This window comes from Komagataeibacter europaeus LMG 18890 (genome assembly GCF_000285295.1).
GTDB lineage: Bacteria > Pseudomonadota > Alphaproteobacteria > Acetobacterales > Acetobacteraceae > Komagataeibacter > Komagataeibacter europaeus.
In genome coordinates, this window is the sequence record NZ_CADP01000026.1 from 1 (window position 1) to 20084 (window position 20084).

Consider the following 20084-nt stretch of genomic DNA (forward strand, 5'->3'; position numbering starts at 1 on the left):
ATTCCGACCCTTGGGCGCTACCCCCAGCTTGACCGGGTGCGCACGCCGCATGACATGCGCAACCTTTCGGTGGAGCAGCTGAAGCAGCTGGCGGAGGAACTGCGGTCCGAGACGATCGATGCCGTGTCCACCACCGGCGGCCATCTTGGCGCGTCGCTGGGCGTGGTGGAACTGACGGTGGCGCTGCATGCCGTGTTCGACACGCCTGATGACCGGGTGATCTGGGATGTCGGCCACCAGGCCTATCCACACAAGATCCTGACCGGGCGGCGCGAGCGCATCCGCACCCTGCGCCAGCCGGGCGGGCTGTCGGGCTTCACCCGGCGCAGCGAGAGCGAATACGACCCGTTCGGCGCGGCGCATTCCTCGACCTCCATTTCCGCCGGCCTCGGCATGGCCGTCGCCCATCACCTGCGCGCGGAGGAAGACCCCTCCTACCGCGAGCGCAACGTGATCGCGGTGATCGGCGATGGCTCGATCTCGGCGGGCATGGCGTACGAGGCCATGAACAACGCCTCGCATTGCGGCCCGGGCGCCGAACGCCTGATCGTGGTGCTGAACGACAACGAGATGTCGATCGCCCCCCCGGTGGGCGCGATGTCGAACTACCTGTCGCGGCTCATGTCGTCGCGCAAGTTCCTGTCCTTACGCGAACTCGCCGCCAAGATGGCCAAGCGCCTGCCCGGCCGCCTGGAACGCACGGCGAAGAAGGCGGATGAATACGCGCGCGGCATCATGACCGGCGGCACGCTGTTCGAGGAACTGGGCTTCTATTATGTCGGCCCGGTTGACGGCCACGACATGAACCAGCTGGTCCACATCCTGCGCAACCTGCGCGACGCCGAGGATGTCGGCCCCGTCCTGGTCCACGTCATCACCGAGAAGGGCCATGGCTACACCCCGGCCGAATCGGCGGGCGACAAGTACCATGCGGTCTCGAAGTTCAACGTCGTGACCGGCGAGCAGAAGAAGGGCCCGTCCGGCCCGCCGAGCTACACCTCGGTCTTTGCGAAGGAACTGGTGCGCCAGGCCGCGACCGACGACAGGATCGTCACCATCACCGCCGCCATGCCGTCGGGCACGGGGCTGGACAAGTTCGCAAAGGCCTATCCCGACCGTTTCTTTGACGTCGGCATTGCCGAACAGCACGCCGTGACCTTCGCCGCCGGCATGGCGACCGAGGGGCTGCGTCCGTTCTGCGCCATCTATTCCACCTTCCTGCAGCGCGCCTATGACCAGGTCATGCATGACGTGGTGCTGCAGAAGCTGCCGGTGCGCTTCGCCATTGACCGCGCGGGTCTGGTCGGCGCCGATGGCGCGACCCATGCCGGCGCGTTCGACATCGCCTATCTCGGCTGCCTGCCGGGCATGACGCTGATGGCGCCCAGCAACGAGCTGGAACTGCTACACATGACCGCGACCTCCATCGCGTTTGACGAAGGCCCGATCGGCCTGCGTTACCCGCGTGGCGCAGGACTTGGGCTGGAGCTGCCGGCCGCGGGCCAGATCCTCGAGATCGGACGCGGGCGAATCGTGCGCGAAATGACCCGCCAGTCCGGCCCCGAACAGGGCGGCATCGCCATCCTGTCGCTTGGCCCGAGGCTGGAGGACGCGCTGAAGGCCGCCGACATGCTGGCGGCCCAGGGCCTGTCCCCCACCGTGGCCGACGCCCGCTTCGCCAAGCCGATCGACACCGCCCTGGTCGAACAGCTGGCGCGCAACCACGCCGTGCTGATCACGATCGAGGAAGGATCGGTTGGCGGATTCGCAAGCTATGTCATGACCCATCTGGCCAGAACCGGCCTGCTGGACCGCGTGCGCTTCCGTCCCATGACCCTGCCCGACCGCTTCATCGACCACAACACGCAGGCCGCACAGTACCATGAGGCCGGGCTGGATGCGCCCGCCATTGTCGCCACCGCGCTGTCCGCCCTGGGCGTGCCGCATTCGCGCCAGATGGCCTGAGCGCACAGGGGAACAGGCACCGCGCATGGCAAAACGTCGCGTCGATCAGATGCTGGTGGACCGGGGCATGGTGGAAAGCCGCACCCGTGCGCAGGCACTTATCATGGCTGGTCTGGTCCACACGCCCGACCGGCGCATTGACAAGGCCGGGGAGCAGATTGCCGAGGACACGCCCCTGACCCTGAAGGGACAGGACCACCCGTGGGTGTCGCGTGGCGGGATCAAGCTGGCGCACGGGCTGAAGCACTTTGGCCTGTCGCCTTCGGGCCTGACCTGCCTGGATGTTGGCGCATCAACCGGTGGCTTTACCGATGTGCTGCTGCATGAAGGGGCGGCCAAGGTCTATGCCGTCGATGTCGGCCATGGGCAGTTGGCCTGGAAACTGCGCAGCAATACCGAACAGGTGGTCGTGCTGGAAAAATGCAACGCCCGCGCGCTGGACAGCACCATCATTCCCGACCCGATACAGGCGCTGGTCTGTGATGCCAGTTTCATCGGCCTGCGCACTGTCCTGCCCGCGGGGCTGGATCTGTGCGTGCCGGGGGCATGGGCCATTGCGCTGATAAAACCGCAGTTCGAGGCCGGACGCGACGCGGTGGGGGCCAAGGGCGTCGTGCGCGACCCGGCCGTGCATGAAGCCGTGTGCCAGATGATTCATGAATGGTGGTCTGGCCTGCCGGGCTGGACCGTGCTGGGCATCGACCCCAGCCCCATCACCGGGCCGGAAGGCAACCGGGAATTCCTGATCGCGGCCCGCAAGGACGGCTGATCGACAGTCGCATCCCCTGCCCCGCCTGTGCTACACAGGCACGAAAGAGCGGCCATCAACGCCCTTCCCCTTTCTGAAATGACACGACGAACATAGGCAGCACCGGTATGTCCGCAGCCCCTGCACCCTCACCTTCCCGGTCACGCGACGGGACGGCGGCCTCGCTTCTGAATGACGAGGAACGCACGCGCATCCGTGCGAAATCCGCGCAGTTCGCTCCCCCTGCCGCCGCCCTGCCCGATGGCAGGCGCGACCTTGTGGGCCTGTCGCGTGAGGAACTGACGGACATCATGGTGGAGATTGGTGAAAAGCCATTCCGCACCAAGCAGCTGTGGCACTGGATCTACCATCAGGGCGCGACCTATTTCTCGCGCATGAGTTCCATCGCCCGTCCGCTGCAGGAAAAGCTGGCCGAACGCTTTGTCGTCGGCCGCCCCGGCGTGGTGACCGAGCAGACATCGCAGGATTCCACGCGCAAATTCCTGTTCCGCTTCCGCGACGGGCAGGAAGCCGAAACCGTGTACATCCCCGACCGGCAGGAAGACCGGGGGGCTGTGTGCATTTCCTCACAGGTGGGCTGCACACTGTCATGCACCTTCTGCCATACCGGCACGCAGGCGCTGGTGCGCAACCTTGGCGCCGCGGAAATCGTAGGCCAGTTCATGGCGGCGCGCGACAGCTATGGCGAATGGCCCAGCCCGAAGGGCGACACCCCGCGCCTGCTGTCCACCATCGTGCTGATGGGCATGGGCGAGCCGCTGTACAATTATGACAACGTGGCCAAGGCCATGCGCATCATCATGGATGGCGAGGGCATTGGCCTGTCGCGCCGGCGCATCACGCTGTCCACGTCGGGCGTGGTGCCAATGATGGACCAGTGCGGGGCGGAGCTGGGTATCAACCTGGCCGTGTCACTGCATGCCGTGCGCGACGACCTGCGTGACGAGATCGTACCGCTGAACCGCAAATACCCGATCAGGGAAGTCATTGCCGCCTGCCGCCGCTACCCCGCCGCCAGCAATGCGCGGCGCATCACGTTCGAATACATCATGCTGCGTGGCGTCAATGACAGCGAGGCCGACGCACGTGAACTGGTGTGCCTGATTTCGGGCATCCCGGCCAAGGTCAACCTGATCCCGTTCAACCCATGGCCGGGCAGCAGCTACCGGCCATCCACGCGTGAACAGCTGGACCGTTTCGCGAAAATCGTGATGGATGCGGGCTTTGCCTCCCCCATCCGCATGCCGCGCGGGCGCGACATCCTGGCTGCGTGCGGGCAGTTGCGCACGGAAAGCCAGCGCCTGCGCCGCGCGGGGCGGACGGACGCCACGCCGGACCCTGCCGGGGCATAAAAATCCGGCCTTATCTTCTGGTCGCCCGCGCCGTGGGATGCTAGGAGGACATGCCGCCGGTTCACCCGGCAAAATGTTGTCCAAAGTTTTCTCGACAGGAGCGTTCTCCCATGGCCGCCAGGGATGTCAAAAAGGTCGTTCTCGCATATTCGGGCGGTCTTGATACTTCCGTGATTCTGCGCTGGTTGCAGACCACCTACAACTGCGAGGTCGTGACCTTCACGGCCGACCTTGGCCAGGGCGAGGAACTGGAACCCGCCCGCCGCAAGGCCGAAATGTTTGGCGTTAAGGAAATCTTTGTCGAGGACCTGCGCGAAACCTTCGTCAAGGATTTCGTCTTCCCCATGTTCCGCGCCAACGCGCTGTATGAGGGACAGTACCTGCTGGGCACATCCATCGCCCGCCCCCTGATCGCCCAGCGCCAGATCGAGATCGCCGAACAGGTCGGCGCCGACGCCGTGGCCCATGGCGCAACCGGCAAGGGCAACGACCAGGTCCGTTTCGAACTGGCCTATTACGCGCTCAAGCCCGACATCACCGTGATCGCGCCGTGGCGTGAATGGGACCTGACATCGCGCACGCGCCTGCTGGCCTTTGCCGAGGAACACCAGATCCCCATTGCAAAGGACAAGCGCGGGGAAGCCCCGTTCTCGGTCGATGCGAACCTGCTGCATTCCTCCTCGGAAGGCAAGCTGCTGGAAGACCCGGCGGTAGGCCCCGAGGAAATCGTGTTCCAGCGCACCATTTCCCCCGAAGCCGCACCGGACAAGGCGACCGAAATCACCATCGATTTCGTATCGGGCGACCCGGTGGCAATCAATGGCGTGGCCATGTCGCCCGCAACGCTGCTGACGCGCCTGAACGAACTGGGCCGTGACAACGGCATCGGTCGTCTTGACCTGGTGGAAAATCGCTTTGTCGGCATGAAGTCGCGCGGCATTTATGAAACGCCGGGCGGCACGATCCTGCTGACCGCGCATCGCAGCATCGAAAGCATCACCCTTGACCGCGAGGCCATGCACCTCAAGGACAGCCTGATGCCGCGTTATGCCGAGATCATCTACAACGGGCTGTGGTTCTCCCCCGAGCGCCGCATGCTGCAGGCCCTGATTGACCAGAGCCAGCATTCGGTGACCGGCCGCGTGCGGTTGAAGCTGTACAAGGGTAACGTGATCTGCGTGGGCCGTGAAAGCCCCAACAGCCTGTACGACACCCGCGTCGTCACCTTCGAGGATGACGAGGGCGCATACAACCAGGCCGACGCGCAGGGCTTCATCAACCTGAATGCGCTGCGGCTGCGCCTGGGGGCCAAGATCGGCCGTCGTGGCGGCGCGCTGTAATCGCCCATCCGGTCCTTCGTGTTCATTCCAACAACCTGCCGAGGTGTCATGAAACGCTTTTCCCGTGTCATTTCCCTTCTCCTTGCCACAGCGGTGGCGCTGCCGCTTGCGGCATGCGGGGGAAACAAGGATGACCAGCCGGAACTGACCCCGGCACAGTTCATGGACAACGTACGCAAGCAGCCCGGCGTCAAGACCCTGCCGGACGGACTGGCCTACAAGGTCCTGAAATCCGGGCCGAAAGACGGCGCGCAGCCCACCATCAATGACAGCGTCATGGTCATATACGAAGGCCGCCTGCCCGATGGCGGCATCTTTGACAGTTCCGACCAGCACGGGCATGGCGCGTACATGCAGATGCCGCTGGAAATGGTGATCAAGGGCTGGCAGGAAGCCGTGCCCATGATGCATGTAGGCGATACATGGATGCTGTACGTGCCGCCCGAACTGGGTTACGGGCATAAATCCATGGGCATCATCCAGCCTGACAGCCCGCTGATCTTCAAGATACAGCTTCTGGGCGTTTCCCCCGGCGGCCATTAAGGCATGCAGGGCCATTCACCCCAGCCGGGTGAATGGCCCTTTTTTCATGACATAACGGGACAGGAAACCGGACAACCGACATGGGTATTGGAACCGGGCGCATGGCGTCCGTACTGCGCGGGGGCTGCATGGTGGCCACCGTTGTACTGCTGGCGGCGTGCACGCGCCATGGGCAGGAAGGGTACGCGCGTTACCGCACCAACTGCGGCATCTGCCACCATGGCGGCGAAGGGATGAAGGGCGAGATCCCGCCCGTGTCCGGTCGGGTGGATAAAATAGCCGCGACACCGGAAGGCAAGCAGTACCTCATGCATGTGCTGCTGAACGGGCTGAATGGCCCGCTGCAGATTGACGGCGTGCGCTACAACTTCTCCATGCCGCCGTTCCGTGCCCATCTGTCGGATGCGGAAATCGCCTCCATCCTCAGCTATCTGGCGACCCGTGGCGACACCCGCCCCCTCCCGGTCTTCACGCCCGAGGAAGTGGCGGCCGAACGCGCCCACCCGCTGACCACCACCACGGTGGCGGAAGAACGCCGCCGCCTTGACGCCATTCATCCCCTGCCCTGACCCCCCGGCACCTTGACCTGCACGGGCAAAAAAACGGAAAATACCTTCATGCAACGCCTATTTTCCGGCATTCAGCCGACCGGTATCCCGCAGCTTGGCAATTACCTTGGTGCAATACGCAACTGGGTTGCGCTGCAGCGTGATCATGAATGTATCTTCTGCCTGGTGGACATGCACGCCATCACCACGTGGCAGGATCCCGCAGTGCTGCGCCAGCAGACCCTGGCACAGACGGCGGTCCTGCTGGCGTCGGGCATTGATGTGCACAAACATATCCTGTTCAACCAGTCCGCTGTCAGCGCCCATGCGCGCCTGGGGTGGATTTTCAACTGTGTCGCGCGCATTGGCTGGCTCAACCGCATGACGCAGTTCAAGGACAAGGCGGGCAAGGACCGGGAAAAACATTCCGCCGGCCTGTATGTCTATCCTGACCTCATGGCTGCCGACATCATGGCATACAAGGCCACGGTCGTGCCGGTAGGCGATGACCAGAAGCAGCATCTGGAACTGACCAACGACATCGCGCAGAAATTCAACCACGATTACGGGACCGAATTCTTCCCGCAGGTCGAAGCCCTGATCCCGCCGCAGGGTGCCCGTGTGATGAGCCTGCGTGACGGTACCAAGAAAATGTCCAAATCCGATCCCTCCGCCCAGAGCCGGATCGAGATGACGGATGACGCCGACGCCATTGCCAACAAGATCAAGCGCGCCAAGACCGATTCCGAACCTCTGCCATCTGAGGAATCCGGCCTTGAAAACCGGCCCGAGGCACGCAATCTGGTTACCATCTACGCCACACTGTCCGGTCGTACGGTGGCCGATGTGCTGGCGCAGTTTGGCGGTCAAGGTTTCGGACCGTTCAAGACGGCGCTGACCGACGTGGTGGTGGCGGCGATTGCCCCGATTGCCGAAGAAACCGGACGACTGCTGAAGGAACCCGGTTTCCTGTGCGACACGCTGCGCAATGGCGCGAACCGGGCGCGCACCATTGCCGAACCCATTGTATCGGAAGCGGAAACCCTGATCGGCTTCCTGAAGTAAGCACGAAAGGTGGCGCCATGCGGCAGGAACTGCACACCCTGCAGGTTACGACCCGGGGCAAGGGACTGGTCCCCATCGACCGGCCCGTGCTGGACTGGGTGGGGCAGAGCGGGATTGAGACCGGCCTGCTGACGCTATGGTGCCGCCATACCTCCGCATCGCTGGTGGTGCAGGAAAATGCTGATCCTACGGTGCGCACGGATATCGAACGGTATTTCGAAACCCTCGTACCCGAACAGCCGGGGCGCTACATCCATGATGATGAAGGCCCGGATGACATGCCCGCCCACCTGCGCGCCATGCTGACCAATACACAGCTTTCCATTCCGGTGGCCGATGGTCGTCCGGTACTGGGCATGTGGCAGGGACTGTACCTGTTTGAACATCGTGCCCGCCCGCACCGGCGCGAAATCGTGCTGCACCTGATGGGTGACTGACCGGACACCGGCGATCGCGATATGCCCCCGTTGCCGTTCCTGAAGACGATTTGAAAACAGTAGAAATTTTTGGGTGCCGCCTTTTTTTTCAAACAGGCGGCGTTCTCCTGAAGATTTTTGAAAAAAGCTTCACCAAAAACTTCTGTTTTTATCAGGGATGCTGCCCCGACAGACAGCACAGACAGGGCGGCCAGCGCATATCGCCATGCACCAGCACGCCAGATCTGCTTTCCCCAAGATCACACCGCGTTAAGGATCGTGGCGTGATGGTCGATATGATCGGCAATAAATGACTGGATGAACCAGTAGGAATGGTCGTAGCGCGGGTGCATGCGCAGACGTAAGGCCTGCCCCGCCGCACCGGCCGCCGCCGCCAGCAGTTCGGGTTTCAGCTGGTCATGCAGGAACTGGTCGGCTTCCCCCTGATCCACCAGGATTCCAGTGGGGTGGGTATGACCCGCTTCCAGCAGCAGCGTTGCATCATGGCGTGCCCATGTGGCGCGATCGGGGCCAAGATAGGTGGAAAATGCCTTCTCCCCCCATGGGACGACGGCGGGATGGCAGATCGGGGCAAACGCCGAAACCGATTTCCATGCATCCGGCGCGCGCAGGGCATGGACCAGCGCACCATGCCCGCCCATGGAATGGCCCATGATGCCACGCCGCGCGCCATCAATGGCAAACACGTCCTGTGTCAGTTCGGGCAGTTCGTGACTGACATAGGTACCCATGCGGTAATGCGCGCGCCATGCAGGCGTTGTCGCGTCAAGATAGAAACCCGCCCCCGTGCCGAGGTCATAAGCGTCACCTTCCCCCGCGACACCCGCACCCCGTGGCGAGGTATCAGGCGCCACCAGCGCGATGCCATGATGAGCCGCGAAACGCACGGCGTTGGACTTGATCAGGAAGGTTTCCTGCGTGCAGGTCAGGCCAGCCAGCACGTGCACCACGGGCACGCGCTCCCCCGCCAGCGCGCGTTCGGGCAGGAACACGCCAAAGCGCGCCTCCAGCCCCAGGCTTTCGGACGGGTGGCTATAAAAGCCGATCCGCCCGCCACAGCTCGCATGTTCCTCAAGCGTCGTGATGCTGCCCATGGATCAGAACTCGACAACCGTGCGGATGCTCTCGCCCTTCGCCATCATGTCAAAGCCTTCGTTGATGCGCTCCAGCGGCAGCCTGTGGGTAATCAGGCTGTCGATGTCGATGCGGTTTTCCATGAACCAGTCCACGATGCGCGGCACGTCGGTGCGGCCACGCGCGCCACCAAAGGCCGAGCCGATCCACCGCCGCCCCGTCACAAGCTGGAACGGCCGCGTGCTGATTTCCTGACCGGCCCCCGCAACGCCGATGATGGTGGATACCCCCCACCCGCGATGCGCGCATTCCAGTGCCTGCCGCATGAGGGTCGGGTTGCCGACGCATTCAAAGGAATAATCCACGCCACCGCCGGTCAGTTCCACGATATGGCCGACCAGGTCGCCATTGGGGCCGAGATCCTTCGGGTTGATGAAATCGGTCATGCCGAATTTGCGGGCAATGGCTTCACGCTCGGGATTGATGTCGACGCCGATGATCCGTTCAGCCCCGACCATTTTCGCACCCTGAATGACATTCAGCCCGATTCCGCCCAGGCCAAACACGGCCACCGTGCTGCCGGTCTCGACCTTGGCGGTGAACAGCACGGCCCCGATGCCGGTGGTCACACCGCAGCCGATGTAGAATACCTTGTCAAACGGGGCGTCGGGCCGGATCTTGGCCAGCGCGATTTCGGGCAGCACCGTGTAGTTGGCGAAGGTGGAACAGCCCATGTAGTGGTGGATCGGCTGCCCCTTGAATGAAAAGCGCGACGTGCCGTCGGGCATCACGCCCTTGCCCTGCGTTGAACGGATGGCCGTGCACAGGTTGGTCTTGCGCGACAGGCAGGACTTACATTCCCGGCATTCGGGGGTGTAGAGCGGGATGACATGGTCGCCGGGCTTCAGGTGCTTCACACCCGCGCCGACTTCCACCACCACACCGGCCCCTTCATGGCCAAGGATGGCGGGGAACAGTCCCTCCGGATCGGCGCCGGACAGGGTGAACTTGTCAGTATGGCACAGGCCCGTCGCCTTGATCTCGACCAGCACCTCACCCGCGCGTGGGCCTTCCAACTGCACGGTCTCGATTTCAAGTGGTTTACCTGCCTCGAAGGCAACGGCTGCCCTTACGTCCATGAACCCGGTCTTTCCTTTGATGCGTGGGGCGTCCCCATGGGCGCGCCCCTGTTTCGCAACGATTAAGGGCATCATCGGCACTGGCGTCAATGTTACGCCGTCCATGCAGGGGTGACGATATTTTCAGTGACAAAACATGCCACCCGCCCATGTGCGGTCCCGCAACCACCATGCAATGTGATAAGCGGCGGAAGGGGACCGGAAACGGATACCCGTATTTTCACCAGATATACCGGGATGCCTGCATGGTCATTGATCGTAGAATTGGTTTGTGGATCCTGCTTCGCGAAAGTGTGCTGTCGCTGGTTTTCCTGTGCGCGTGGGACGTGGTGGTGGTGGTGATGTTCCAGATCTTCCACCAGGAATGGATGGAACAGCCCACCCTGCCCATATCGCTGATCGGTTCCGCGCTGGTACTGTTCATGAGCTTCCGCAACAACACCGCCTATAACCGCTGGTGGGAAGGGCGCACCCTGTGGGGGGCGGTGACCAACAACAGCCGGTCCTTCGCCCGGCAGGCGGGCACGATCCTGCGCGGGTGCCCAGACCTTGCCCGTGCCATGGCGGCCTATCCCTATGCCCTGCGCGGCGCGCTGGGGCGGCTGGATGCGACGGACGACATCATGCGCCTGCTGCCCGATTCCATGAAGGCCGGGATCGCGGGCAAGGTGAACATCCCCGCCGCCATCCTGTTTGAAATCGGGCTGCGGGTGGACGCGGAATCACGCAGGCTGGGCATTGACGGCGCATTGCAGGGACAGATCGACCGAATCCTGTCGGACATGAGCAACGCGCAGGGCGGGCTGGAACGTATCCGCAACACGCCGCTGGCCATCCAGTTTTCGGTCCTGCCGAAAGTGGTGGCGGTGGTGTTCTGCATCATCCTGCCGCTGTCGATGGTGCAGACGCTGGGGTGGATCACGCCGCTTGGGTCATCGCTGGTGGGACTGCTGTTCGTCGCACTGGACAAGATCGGCAACGACCTGCAGGACCCCTTCAGCGCGACACCGCATGGCATGCCGATGCTGACCATTTCCCGCACGATCGAAATCGACCTGATGCAGTCCTGCGGCCTGCCCGCGCCGCCGCCGCTGCCCGCCGTGCGCGGCATACAGGCATGATGCGCAGCGCCTGATGGTTCACCCTGCCCGATGCCATATGAAGGAATCAAGACAGAAGGGCGGATTTATGCTATATGGGTGGCATGAGCATGTTCAGAACCACCCAGAAGGGCACTGTGACCGATGCAATGGCACGGACGGCCGCAGCTGCCACGGCAGCCGAAGCAAAGTCCAGCAAGGCCGTAAAAGACGAAGATCCATTCCGTGAGGGCGACGCCATCGTGTATGCAGCGCATGGCGTTGGCCGCGTTGACCGGATTGGCGTTGACGAAATCGCCGGCACCAAGCTGGAAATGATCCAGATCTCCTTTCCCGGCAACCAGATGACGCTGCGCATCCCGCTGTCCAAGGCGCGCAAGTCGGGCCTGCGCAAGATCGTATCAAGGGAAATCGTGGACAAGGCGATGGCCATCATCAAGGGCAAGCCGCATGTCAGCCGTGGCATGTGGGCACGCCGCGCGGTCGCCTATCAGGAAAAGATCAATTCCGGCGATCTGGTACAGATTGCCGAAGTGCTGCGTGACCTGCGCCGCAACGTGGACAGTCTGGATGGCAGCTTCAGCGAACGCAAGCTGTTCGAGGCGGCACAGGAACGCTTCGTGGCCGAGGTTGCCGTGCTGGAAGGCAAGGAACCGACCGAAGTCCTCGAAAAACTGACCGAGGTCATGAAGGCGGCCTGAATATTCCGCCTTTTTCCATACACATCCAACCCCATGCCGCCGGCCCTGTGCCGGCGGTTCTGATATGGGGCGGCTGGCAGCCCCATCCCCCGCTATGCGCCGGGTGGAACAGCATGATACGACCATGACAGGCCCATCAACAGCGCAAGACCGGCACAGCTACGCAATCAGGCCCGCAGCCACGCAACCTGAACCCGTTTCGTAGCCGCCACAGGCAGCGCAGGCGGTCTGGGCCAGCACGGACAACCCTGTTCCACCCCGGTCATCATGGATCACGTTTATTTCCCTTCATGCCCTGCGGCCGCGCCAGCATGACCACGCACCCTGCTAGCGCCGCCACCATGGCCATGACAAAGGGGCTGCGTGGTCCCGCCATGCCGGACAGCACACCGGACAGCACCGCGCCGATACCTGCCGCAATATCAAAGAAAACATCAAACAGCCCGATGGCCGACCCGGCCGCGGCGGGTGGTGCCTGCCGCAGTACCGGCAGCCCCAGCAGCGGATAGGTCAGCGAAAACCCCAGCCCCGTCAGGAAGCTGCCCGCCACGGCCCATGCCGGTCCCGGCGCAAGCCAGATCAGGGCCAGGCCCAGCGCCTCGGCCAGCATGATGGCGACCACCATCGGCCTGACTTCATCACGATCAACATGGCGGCTGCCGACCAGGCGGGCAATGACATGCCCCGCGCCAAACGCCCCCAGCGCCCAGCCCCCGCCATGCCAGCCCTGTGCCGCATAGAAAATGACCAGAAAGGACGAAATCGCGGCAAACCCCACCGCCGACAGGCCCAGCGTCACCCCCCACACCCATGTATGCCCGATCAGGTGTTTCCACCGTATGTCACCTGCCATCCCATCCGTCTGGCCACCAGCGCGCGGCAACGCGGGTGCGGGCAGTACCACGGTCAGCCCCATGCCCGCCACCGGCAGGGCGAGGGCGACAAGACACAGGGGGCCAAAACCGGCATGGGTCTCGATCTCGTCACCCAGTGCGGTTCCAATGCCCAGACCGGCAAAGATGGCCAGACCGACCCATGACATCGCGGCCCCCGCACGCGCGCTGCCCACCTTGGTCACGGCCCAGACGCCGCCGCCTGTAACCATCAACCCTTCGCCCAGTCCCATGGCCAGCCGTCCCGCCACGATCATCGCCTGCTGCAGGCCCGGTGACAGGACGGGCACCAGCGCAAGGCTGTAAGCCAGCGCGGAACACGCCGTGCACAGCAGGCCACACAGCAGCGTATTGCGTCCGCCAAGCCGGTCCGCCATCCGCCCGGCCTTCGGCCGCGACAGCACGGTGGCGACGGACTGGATGCCCATGATCAGGCCGATCATGGTGGTTCCGCAAGCGAAACGTGACTGAAGTTCCAGCGGCAGGGCCGACAACGCCACCCCCATCGCCAGCATGCCGCTGCCAATGGCCAGCATGACGGGCAGCAGGCCGCCACGGGTCGTAACATGAGGATTCATGCCGGGACCGTAATGCATTTACCCCGCACCGAACAGGCCGAGACATATTCCAGGACTGTTTGACAAGTCAGTTCACGATATCACTTCAAGATCAAAGGACGTTTCTGCTGAAGCTTTTTAAAAAAGGTGACACCCGAAAAATTTTATTTTTTATCAATGATTTGTTTTCAGGAAGGCTCTTATGCCATCCCTCAGTACTTGAACTGATACAGCAGCCCGATGCTGCTGCCCGGATCATTTTCCGGCGTGGTGAAACCGGTCACGTTGCCGCCCGTCCCCACCGTGGTGTTCAGCTTCAGCCGCTTGGTCAGGTCAACCTGCACCTGGGCCTGCGTGCCCGAACCCGATGTCGCCTGCTTGGCGCCGACATAGACACGGCGCATGACGTATTTCCCCGCCTCGATCGAACCGGTGTCGTTGCTGCCCGACCCGTTGGATGAACTGCTCATCTGCAACCTGTCCAGATGCAGCGTCTTGCGCACCATGCCCAGCGGATCGAAGGCGGAACCGCCACTCAGCGTCGCGACGGCGGCCGCGATCGACGCCATCTGCGTGGGCGAAAGCGACTGCGTATCCGACCCGAACAGCAGGATGGCCAGGATCTGGTCCTGTGACAGTGGCGGCGTGGAGGAAAACGAGATTTTCGGCGCGCTGGCATACCCGCCCACATTCAGCCGGGCCGTGCCGTCATTCGTGCTGCGCTCGGCCACGAAATCCAGCGTGGGGTCGATTGCATGGGTAACACCCACGCCGTTGAAGCCCACCTGCCCCTTGCTGAAATCAAGCGAGATCCCACCCAGTGAAAACCCGCCCTTGACCAGCGAGAACCCACCCGTCACCACCGGCGCCACAGTGGTGCCCCCTGCATGGATGCTGCCGTGCATTTCCGTGTTCAGCCCATGCCCGCGCACATAGAACTGCCCCGGTGAACGCACGTCCAGGTTCAGCCCGATCACCAGTGGCGAGGTATGGACCACCTTTTCCTGCGTCTCCGCATCCTCGGGGCGGATGACATCCAGATGCGCCACCGATGTCGGGAGTGAGTCCGGAATGTTGACATCCACGCGCTTGAGCGTGATGCCCCCTGTTGCATCGATCTGGCTGGCAAGCTGGCCCTTTACGCCCAGATCACCGTTTATGGTCGCAGTCACAAGGTCACTGGCCAGCGGCCGGGCGTTATCGGCATGGATATGCAGGTCGATCGGCTGGCCGGGTTCCAGCACCCCGTAACTGCCGGTGACACCGATGGTGCCCTTGCCCGCCTGCGCGTTCAGGTCGGCTATGACCAGCCGGTCCCCCATGGCATCGACCGTGCCGTGCATGGCGGACAGCTGTATGCCCTGCCCGTAATCATGGAATACGCCATTGGTCAGGTTCAGCGTGCCATTCAGGCGTGGCTGCTGTGGCGTGCCACGCACGCCCAGCGCGACCTGCAGCGCGCCCCCCGCCTGCATGCCCTGTGCGCCCAGATAGGCATTAGCCACCGCAAGGTCCACATTGCCATCGGCCTGCAGCGTGATCTGGCCCGCCCTGTTGACCGGGGCCGTGCCGTGCAGCCCCAGATTGACCTGCGTACCCGCGCGTATCTGCGCATCGACCCGCGCCATGCCTGCTGTCAGGTTGGCCGTGGCCTCCATCGATGCAGGTGCCAGGGACGATGTATAATCGGTGTGGTATTTCAGGTCCCGCCCCTGCAGCGTCACCCGGCCGGAGGGATGATCGAGCGTCCCGGTCAGCCGTGCTTCGGCCGACAGTGTCCCCTGCGCATGCAGCGTGGGGATGAAGGGGACAAGCAGGTCGGGGGACAGGCGGCTGATGGCCGCATGCAGGTCCAGCGTGGGCCTGATCCTGCCGCTGACCTCCACACTGCCCGGCTGCCCCTGCGGCGGGGCAAGGCTGATCCGCAGGTGGTCGATCGCGGTTTCCCTGCCATAGGTCACGGTGGCCGGGGCATCCAGCCGGATGACCTCGCGCCGGGCCTGCGCTTCCAGCCGGCGCACGTTTACCGAGCTTGCGGGAATGTTGGACACCACCGCCGCGTCAATGCTGGCAGGCCCCGTCCACGGCGTATCCAGCCCCGACTGCGCCACCACGTTCAGCGCGGCGAACGGCCCTTTCGCGGTGACATGCGCGTGTCCCCCCATGTCGCGGAAATGCGCGTTATCCACCACAAGGTCGAGGTCGGTTACCGGCGCGTCCCCCGTCGGGTCCTGCACCCTGCCCTTCAGCACCAGCCGGTCCACGCGCGCCATGGCCGCACTCAGCGCACTGTCCACGTTCACGCTCAGGGCGGCGGGGCTGTCCGCGGTCGCACTGGTGCTGCGCAGGCTGGCGGACAGGTGGCCGCTCATGTCCTGTCCCGTAAGATCGCGCAGGTCCGCCAACCGCGTCATGTGCAGGTCCAGCGTGCCCGACGGCACCACATGCCCCTTGGGCAGCGTCATGTCCGCAAGCCCCGTCAGGCTTTTCCAGTTCAGGTGCGAAAGCTGCAGGTGACGGCTTTCATCGGCATTGCTGTCCAGACGGGCCGTGACCTGAACCGGCGCACGGTCCACCGTACCCGATATATCCAGCGCCCCTTCCCTGACCTGTGGCAGGTGCTGCATGGTCAGGCTGGCCTGCACATTGCCCGCCGCCGTGTTGCTGGCCGCCATGCTGGCCTGCGCCTTCAGGCTGGCCGCAAGGTCATTGACCGGCCCGGTGGCATGCAGGTCGGCCTGTGCCTGCCCCTTCAGCGTGGGGGCCAGCACATGCAGGTCCGACAGGGCAAGATGCGCCGTGGCATCAACCTGCATCGGCTCCCCCGTCACCAGCCGGGTAGGCGTCGCATCAAGGTGAAGGGTCCGTCCCTCCGCCAGCAGGGAGGTAAAGGTGACCGTATTCCCCCTGCCCGGCCCGCTGGCGATGGTGCCTGCGATATTCAGGTGTCCGGTGTCCCCGATCAGGCCAACCGCCATGGGCAGGCCGCCATCCAGCACGATATGGCTGTCCAGCGCGAACGGCCCCGCCTGCTGCGCCGTGGGGAGTGTGATATTGCCATCCAGCCCGGCATGGCCATGCAGTTGCGTACCCCCTGCTGCCGCCAGCGCGGCAAGGTCGGGCAGGTCGGCATGAAAGGTCGCGGCCATGGGCCGGGCCGTCGTGACCTGCCCGGTCAGTTGCGCCAGCGGATGCGACAGCGACAGCGCCACCGGCCCACCGGCCGCATCGGGCCGCCACAGCACATCCAGCCGCAGCGGGTCGGATGCGAACAGCGTGGGCTGGCTGCCGGGAATGCGCAGTCCGGTCACGGTGGTATGGAGGGCGGCGTGCTCCTCCTGCCCGCCCGCCTGCGCGCTCAGCCCGTCAGCCACCATGTGCAGGGATGTGAAACCGGCGTCGTTATAGGTCAGGCGATCGATATCCAGCGTGCCATTGCCGGTGGGCCGGTCCACCTTGCCGCCCACATGGGCGGCAAGGCTTATGCCCTGCCAGTTCGCGCCGCTGATCGTCACAGGGTCGCTTTTGCCCGATACATCCAGCGTCATGTGATGCGTGACCAGCCCGACCTGGCCACCCGCCTGCAGGTGGATGGCCCCGGCGGTGGCAGTCAGCGCAAGGCGGGTGGCGTCACGCGGGCCATGCAGCCCCAGCAACAGGTCCATGGGCGCCAGGGCGGACAGGCCACTCAGCGTTGTGGCGAACCCGCCCGCTTCCTCATGCGCATGCAGGTCCAGCGCGACATTGGTGCGGTCCAGCCGCGTGGCCAGCGACAGCGCACCGGGCTGGTCCAGCCGCTTCAGGTCCAGCGCGATATCGGCGGGCGGCAGGGTGGCGATGGAAAAATGGTCCAGCACCGGGGCGATGTCATCAAGGCTGGCATGACCATTGAGGCTGAAGGACGCGGGCACGCGGGCAATGGCAGCACCGACGTCAATCCGCGCCACATGCACCGCGCGGATATCGACCCCCATGTGGATGCTGCCTGACGTGTCCTTTTCCGGCTTTGACGGATGGGCGGGATCATCCTCGCTCAGCCGCGGGATGGACAGGCGCGCCATGGACAGGTTGCTGATGACCGCGCGCCGCGTCAGCAGCCGCAGCGGCGACCAGTCCAGTTGCAGGTCATCAATCGACAGCCACGCGCCTTTATAATCATCCAGTTCCAGATGCCGGACATGCAGCGCATCGGGAAAACGCCCCCCCAGCCCCGACAGGTGCACGCTACCGCCGGTCAGCCTCGGCAGGCGCCGTTCGATTTCATGCTGGCCCGCCCCGGTATTGGCGGCCACCAGCACCATGCCCAGCGCCACGGCCACCAGTCCCACGGGAATGCCCACGGCAAAGGCGGTCGCGCGCAGGACGCGCCGGGCCGGGCCGCGCGGCGTGGGGGGGATGGTCGTATCAGACATCAGAACGTTTCCCCCAGCCCCACATACAGTTCCCACTTGTCGCCGCGCGCGGGCCGGTTGAGCGGCACGGCCACGTCCAGCCGCACCGGCCCGATGGGCGTGTAATAGCGTGCCCCCGCACCCGCGCCCACGCGCACCGTGCCCTGGAACGGCGTCCGGCCCGCCGTGACCTGGCCCGCGTCGATAAAGCCCACCGCGCCGAATTTCTGCATGATGCGCTGGCGGTATTCAAACGACCCCGCATCCATGGACGTGCCACCAATGGCATAGCGCGTATTGGCGAACTGCGGTCCCACGCCCTGATAGCGGAAGCCGCGCACCGTGGCGGAGCCACCGGCATACAGCCGCTGGTCGGGCGGAATGGCGAAGGTCGACGCCCCTTCCACATTGCCAATGGTGCCGCGCCACGCCAGCACGCTGCGGCCGGGCCGCGACAGGCCCAGGGCCTTCAGGTCGAAATAGGTGGAGACCGTGGCCTGCATGATCGCGAAGAACGACGTGCCATCCGTCAGCGACGCCGATGGCGTGATGCTGGCCCCCAGCCGCACCCCATGGGTTGCCGGGGTGATGGGGTTGTCCACCCCCGTGCCGTCATAATTGGCCGAAAGCGGCAGGGATGCGATGAAATAGCTGTTGTTCGTGCGCATCTGCTGGATCTGTTCCTGCTCGATCTGCCCGCCAAAGGACACGTTCCAGTGGCGGTTGACGCGCCGGACGATGCCGATGCGCGCCAGCAGCGCGGTCTGCCGGTAGGAATAGAGTTCCTGCTTGATGCCTTCGAGGCGCGCGCTCATGTTCTGGTTGCGCGACCCGAAATCGGGCTTCAGCAGGTCGGCATAGAAGTCATAGCCCAGCCCCTGCTCGGCCGAGCCGCCAAGCCCGGTGATCAGCGCCGTCAGCCGCAGCCGCTCGGCATTGCCGAACAGGTTGTTATGCGTCCATGTCACACCCGCGCGGCCACCAAGGTCGGTGGAATAGCCGCCTTCGGCGCCCACGCTGTGCCGCTTGCCCTCCCGGAAGGAGAAATCAAGCGGCATGGACCCATCGGATGCCAGCGTGTCGCCATGGTTCACCTGCACATCGGAAAACAGCCCGGTGGAGGCGATGTCCTGCCGGGCGCGTTCAATGCGTGATGGCTGGTACAGCTCTCCCGGTGCGATGGTCAGCCTGCGCGCGATATAGGCCGGGTGCGTGCGCTGCAGCCCCGCGAAGTCGAACGCGCCCAGATTGACCACCGGCCCGCGATGGACGGTATAGGCGACGTCGAGCGTATGCGTGTCGGGCCGCAGCCATGCCTGCGGCTTGCTGACACTGGCCAGCGCGTATCCTTCCTCCGTCAGGGCGGTCTGGAGCGTGACGCCGGCGGCCAGCACGCTTTCCGCCTGCGCGGGCATGCCGGGCTTCATGGCGAATGCCCTGATTTCATCCGCATTCAGGTGAACGGGTGGATCGCCCTTGTCCGGGTTCAGCGTCACGACGCCGATGCGGAACGCCACGCCGGGCCGGGCGCTGATGGTGATCTGCGCCCTGTGCCCCGCCGGGATGGACTGCATCCATTCCGGCAGGTCGGGATCACGCCCGTCATGGCTGCCTGCAATGGGTGCGCCGGATTTGCCGCCGCCATCGGTCACGGTCATGGTGATGCCGCCCGCATAGAAGCCGTAGCTTTCCAGCGCGCTGATCAGCCGGGAATAGTCGTTATGGATGCGCCCCGTCAGCGCAAAGGGGCTGACGGCCTGTGTTTTCTGCAGCGACAGCAGGTCCGATGACGCCCGCAGCGCATCATCAAGGTCTGCATTGCCGGTCGGGCGCAGGGTGGTGGTGTATTCCTGCGGGTCGGCCGCCATGGCGGCGGGAACCCATGGCCCGAGGGCTGTCATGGCTGCACACAGGCTTACATAACCGGCACTGCGCCGGACACGCGCATGAAGGCGGCGTGCCAGACGGGAATGACGCAATCCTGTCAAACGGTGCCGCCCCTGTTCCTGTCCTGCGTGTGTTCAGTTTCCCACTGTGTGATAACTGCCATTCCCGGCATGCATGATCAAACCGATATTAACGTCGCCACCTTAATAAGTTCCAAATATGTCATATAGGTGCCCAAAAGGCGCGGGTCATGTTGCAAACTGTCTCCATCCCCTCAATCCTTTCTTGACATACCCCCGATTCCGGCGGGCATGATCGATATC

At 64.1% G+C, this 20084-nt stretch carries 15 protein-coding genes; 10 read left to right on the forward strand and 5 right to left on the reverse strand.

Annotated elements, in window-relative coordinates; genetic code table 11:
• The 8 genes from dxs to GEU01_RS09855 all read left to right on the forward strand — a co-directional run.
• Positions 1 to 1965, forward strand: a 1965-nt coding sequence (gene dxs, locus GEU01_RS09820) for a 1-deoxy-D-xylulose-5-phosphate synthase (protein ID WP_019085944.1), incomplete at its 5' end; no start/stop codon positions are given.
• Between the two features lie 25 nt (positions 1966 to 1990).
• Positions 1991 to 2734: a TlyA family RNA methyltransferase gene (locus GEU01_RS09825; protein ID WP_019085945.1), complete on the forward strand. Its 744-nt coding sequence runs from the start codon at positions 1991 to 1993 to the stop codon at positions 2732 to 2734.
• A 107-nt stretch (positions 2735 to 2841) separates the two neighbouring features.
• Positions 2842 to 4086 carry a 23S rRNA (adenine(2503)-C(2))-methyltransferase RlmN gene (gene rlmN, locus GEU01_RS09830; RefSeq protein WP_019085946.1) on the forward strand — a complete coding sequence of 415 codons (1245 nt, stop codon included), beginning with the start codon at positions 2842 to 2844 and terminating at the stop codon, positions 4084 to 4086.
• 110 nt (positions 4087 to 4196) lie between these two features.
• Positions 4197 to 5426 carry an argininosuccinate synthase gene (locus GEU01_RS09835; protein WP_007400432.1) on the forward strand — a complete coding sequence of 410 codons (1230 nt, stop codon included), beginning with the start codon at positions 4197 to 4199 and terminating at the stop codon, positions 5424 to 5426.
• A gap of 48 nt (positions 5427 to 5474) precedes the next feature.
• Positions 5475 to 5969: an FKBP-type peptidyl-prolyl cis-trans isomerase gene (locus tag GEU01_RS09840; protein ID WP_019085947.1), complete on the forward strand. Its 495-nt coding sequence runs from the start codon at positions 5475 to 5477 to the stop codon at positions 5967 to 5969.
• Between the two features lie 80 nt (positions 5970 to 6049).
• Positions 6050 to 6538, forward strand: coding sequence for a c-type cytochrome (locus tag GEU01_RS09845; RefSeq protein WP_019085948.1), 489 nt, complete (start codon positions 6050 to 6052; stop codon positions 6536 to 6538).
• 48 nt (positions 6539 to 6586) lie between these two features.
• Positions 6587 to 7582, forward strand: a complete 996-nt coding sequence (gene trpS, locus GEU01_RS09850; RefSeq protein WP_026018637.1) for a tryptophan--tRNA ligase — start codon at positions 6587 to 6589, stop codon at positions 7580 to 7582.
• Between the two features lie 17 nt (positions 7583 to 7599).
• Positions 7600 to 8019, forward strand: coding sequence for a secondary thiamine-phosphate synthase enzyme YjbQ (locus GEU01_RS09855; RefSeq protein WP_019085950.1), 420 nt, complete (start codon positions 7600 to 7602; stop codon positions 8017 to 8019).
• Between the two features lie 239 nt (positions 8020 to 8258).
• Here GEU01_RS09855 and fghA read toward each other — a convergent pair whose 3' ends face one another.
• A complete protein-coding gene (gene fghA / locus GEU01_RS09860; protein WP_019085951.1) occupies positions 8259 to 9113 on the reverse strand; it encodes an S-formylglutathione hydrolase in 855 nt (284 codons plus the stop codon).
• A gap of 3 nt (positions 9114 to 9116) precedes the next feature.
• Positions 9117 to 10232 carry an S-(hydroxymethyl)glutathione dehydrogenase/class III alcohol dehydrogenase gene (locus GEU01_RS09865; RefSeq protein WP_026018638.1) on the reverse strand — a complete coding sequence of 372 codons (1116 nt, stop codon included), beginning with the start codon at positions 10230 to 10232 and terminating at the stop codon, positions 9117 to 9119.
• Positions 10233 to 10477: 245 nt separating this feature from the next.
• Here GEU01_RS09865 and GEU01_RS09870 point away from each other — a divergent pair, with 245 nt between their 5' ends.
• Entirely contained in the window at positions 10478 to 11353 is an 876-nt protein-coding gene (locus GEU01_RS09870) for a bestrophin family protein (protein ID WP_026018639.1), read from the forward strand.
• Between the two features lie 83 nt (positions 11354 to 11436).
• Positions 11437 to 12033, forward strand: a complete 597-nt coding sequence (locus GEU01_RS09875) for a CarD family transcriptional regulator (protein ID WP_026018640.1) — start codon at positions 11437 to 11439, stop codon at positions 12031 to 12033.
• Between the two features lie 265 nt (positions 12034 to 12298).
• On the opposite strand, the gene GEU01_RS09885 is transcribed toward GEU01_RS09875, so the two are convergent.
• The 3 genes from GEU01_RS09885 to GEU01_RS09895 form a co-directional block, all read right to left on the reverse strand.
• Positions 12299 to 13504: an MFS transporter gene (locus GEU01_RS09885; RefSeq protein ID WP_232272481.1), complete on the reverse strand. Its 1206-nt coding sequence runs from the start codon at positions 13502 to 13504 to the stop codon at positions 12299 to 12301.
• A gap of 191 nt (positions 13505 to 13695) precedes the next feature.
• Complete coding sequence (locus GEU01_RS09890) at positions 13696 to 17895, reverse strand: translocation/assembly module TamB domain-containing protein (RefSeq protein WP_019085956.1); 4200 nt, start codon at positions 17893 to 17895, stop codon at positions 13696 to 13698.
• Positions 17895 to 19853, reverse strand: coding sequence for an autotransporter assembly complex protein TamA (locus tag GEU01_RS09895; RefSeq protein WP_019085957.1), 1959 nt, complete (start codon positions 19851 to 19853; stop codon positions 17895 to 17897). Before GEU01_RS09895 ends, GEU01_RS09890 begins: the two co-directional genes overlap by 1 nt.
• Between the last annotated feature and the right edge of the window lie 231 nt (positions 19854 to 20084).

Excerpts from the sequence above, each read along its gene's own strand:
- GEU01_RS09825 (WP_019085945.1), top strand. The coding sequence starts at position 1,991 with ATGGCAAAACGTCGCGTCGATCAGATGCTGGTGGACCGGGGCATGGTG.
- rlmN (WP_019085946.1), top strand. The coding sequence starts at position 2,842 with ATGTCCGCAGCCCCTGCACCCTCACCTTCCCGGTCACGCGACGGGACG.
- GEU01_RS09835 (WP_007400432.1), top strand. The coding sequence starts at position 4,197 with ATGGCCGCCAGGGATGTCAAAAAGGTCGTTCTCGCATATTCGGGCGGT.
- GEU01_RS09840 (WP_019085947.1), top strand. The coding sequence starts at position 5,475 with ATGAAACGCTTTTCCCGTGTCATTTCCCTTCTCCTTGCCACAGCGGTG.
- GEU01_RS09845 (WP_019085948.1), top strand. The coding sequence starts at position 6,050 with ATGGGTATTGGAACCGGGCGCATGGCGTCCGTACTGCGCGGGGGCTGC.
- trpS (WP_026018637.1), top strand. The coding sequence starts at position 6,587 with ATGCAACGCCTATTTTCCGGCATTCAGCCGACCGGTATCCCGCAGCTT.
- GEU01_RS09855 (WP_019085950.1), top strand. The coding sequence starts at position 7,600 with ATGCGGCAGGAACTGCACACCCTGCAGGTTACGACCCGGGGCAAGGGA.
- fghA (WP_019085951.1), bottom strand. The coding sequence starts at position 9,113 with ATGGGCAGCATCACGACGCTTGAGGAACATGCGAGCTGTGGCGGGCGG.
- GEU01_RS09865 (WP_026018638.1), bottom strand. The coding sequence starts at position 10,232 with ATGGACGTAAGGGCAGCCGTTGCCTTCGAGGCAGGTAAACCACTTGAA.
- GEU01_RS09870 (WP_026018639.1), top strand. The coding sequence starts at position 10,478 with ATGGTCATTGATCGTAGAATTGGTTTGTGGATCCTGCTTCGCGAAAGT.
- GEU01_RS09875 (WP_026018640.1), top strand. The coding sequence starts at position 11,437 with ATGAGCATGTTCAGAACCACCCAGAAGGGCACTGTGACCGATGCAATG.
- GEU01_RS09885 (WP_232272481.1), bottom strand. The coding sequence starts at position 13,504 with ATGAATCCTCATGTTACGACCCGTGGCGGCCTGCTGCCCGTCATGCTG.
- GEU01_RS09890 (WP_019085956.1), bottom strand. The coding sequence starts at position 17,895 with ATGTCTGATACGACCATCCCCCCCACGCCGCGCGGCCCGGCCCGGCGC.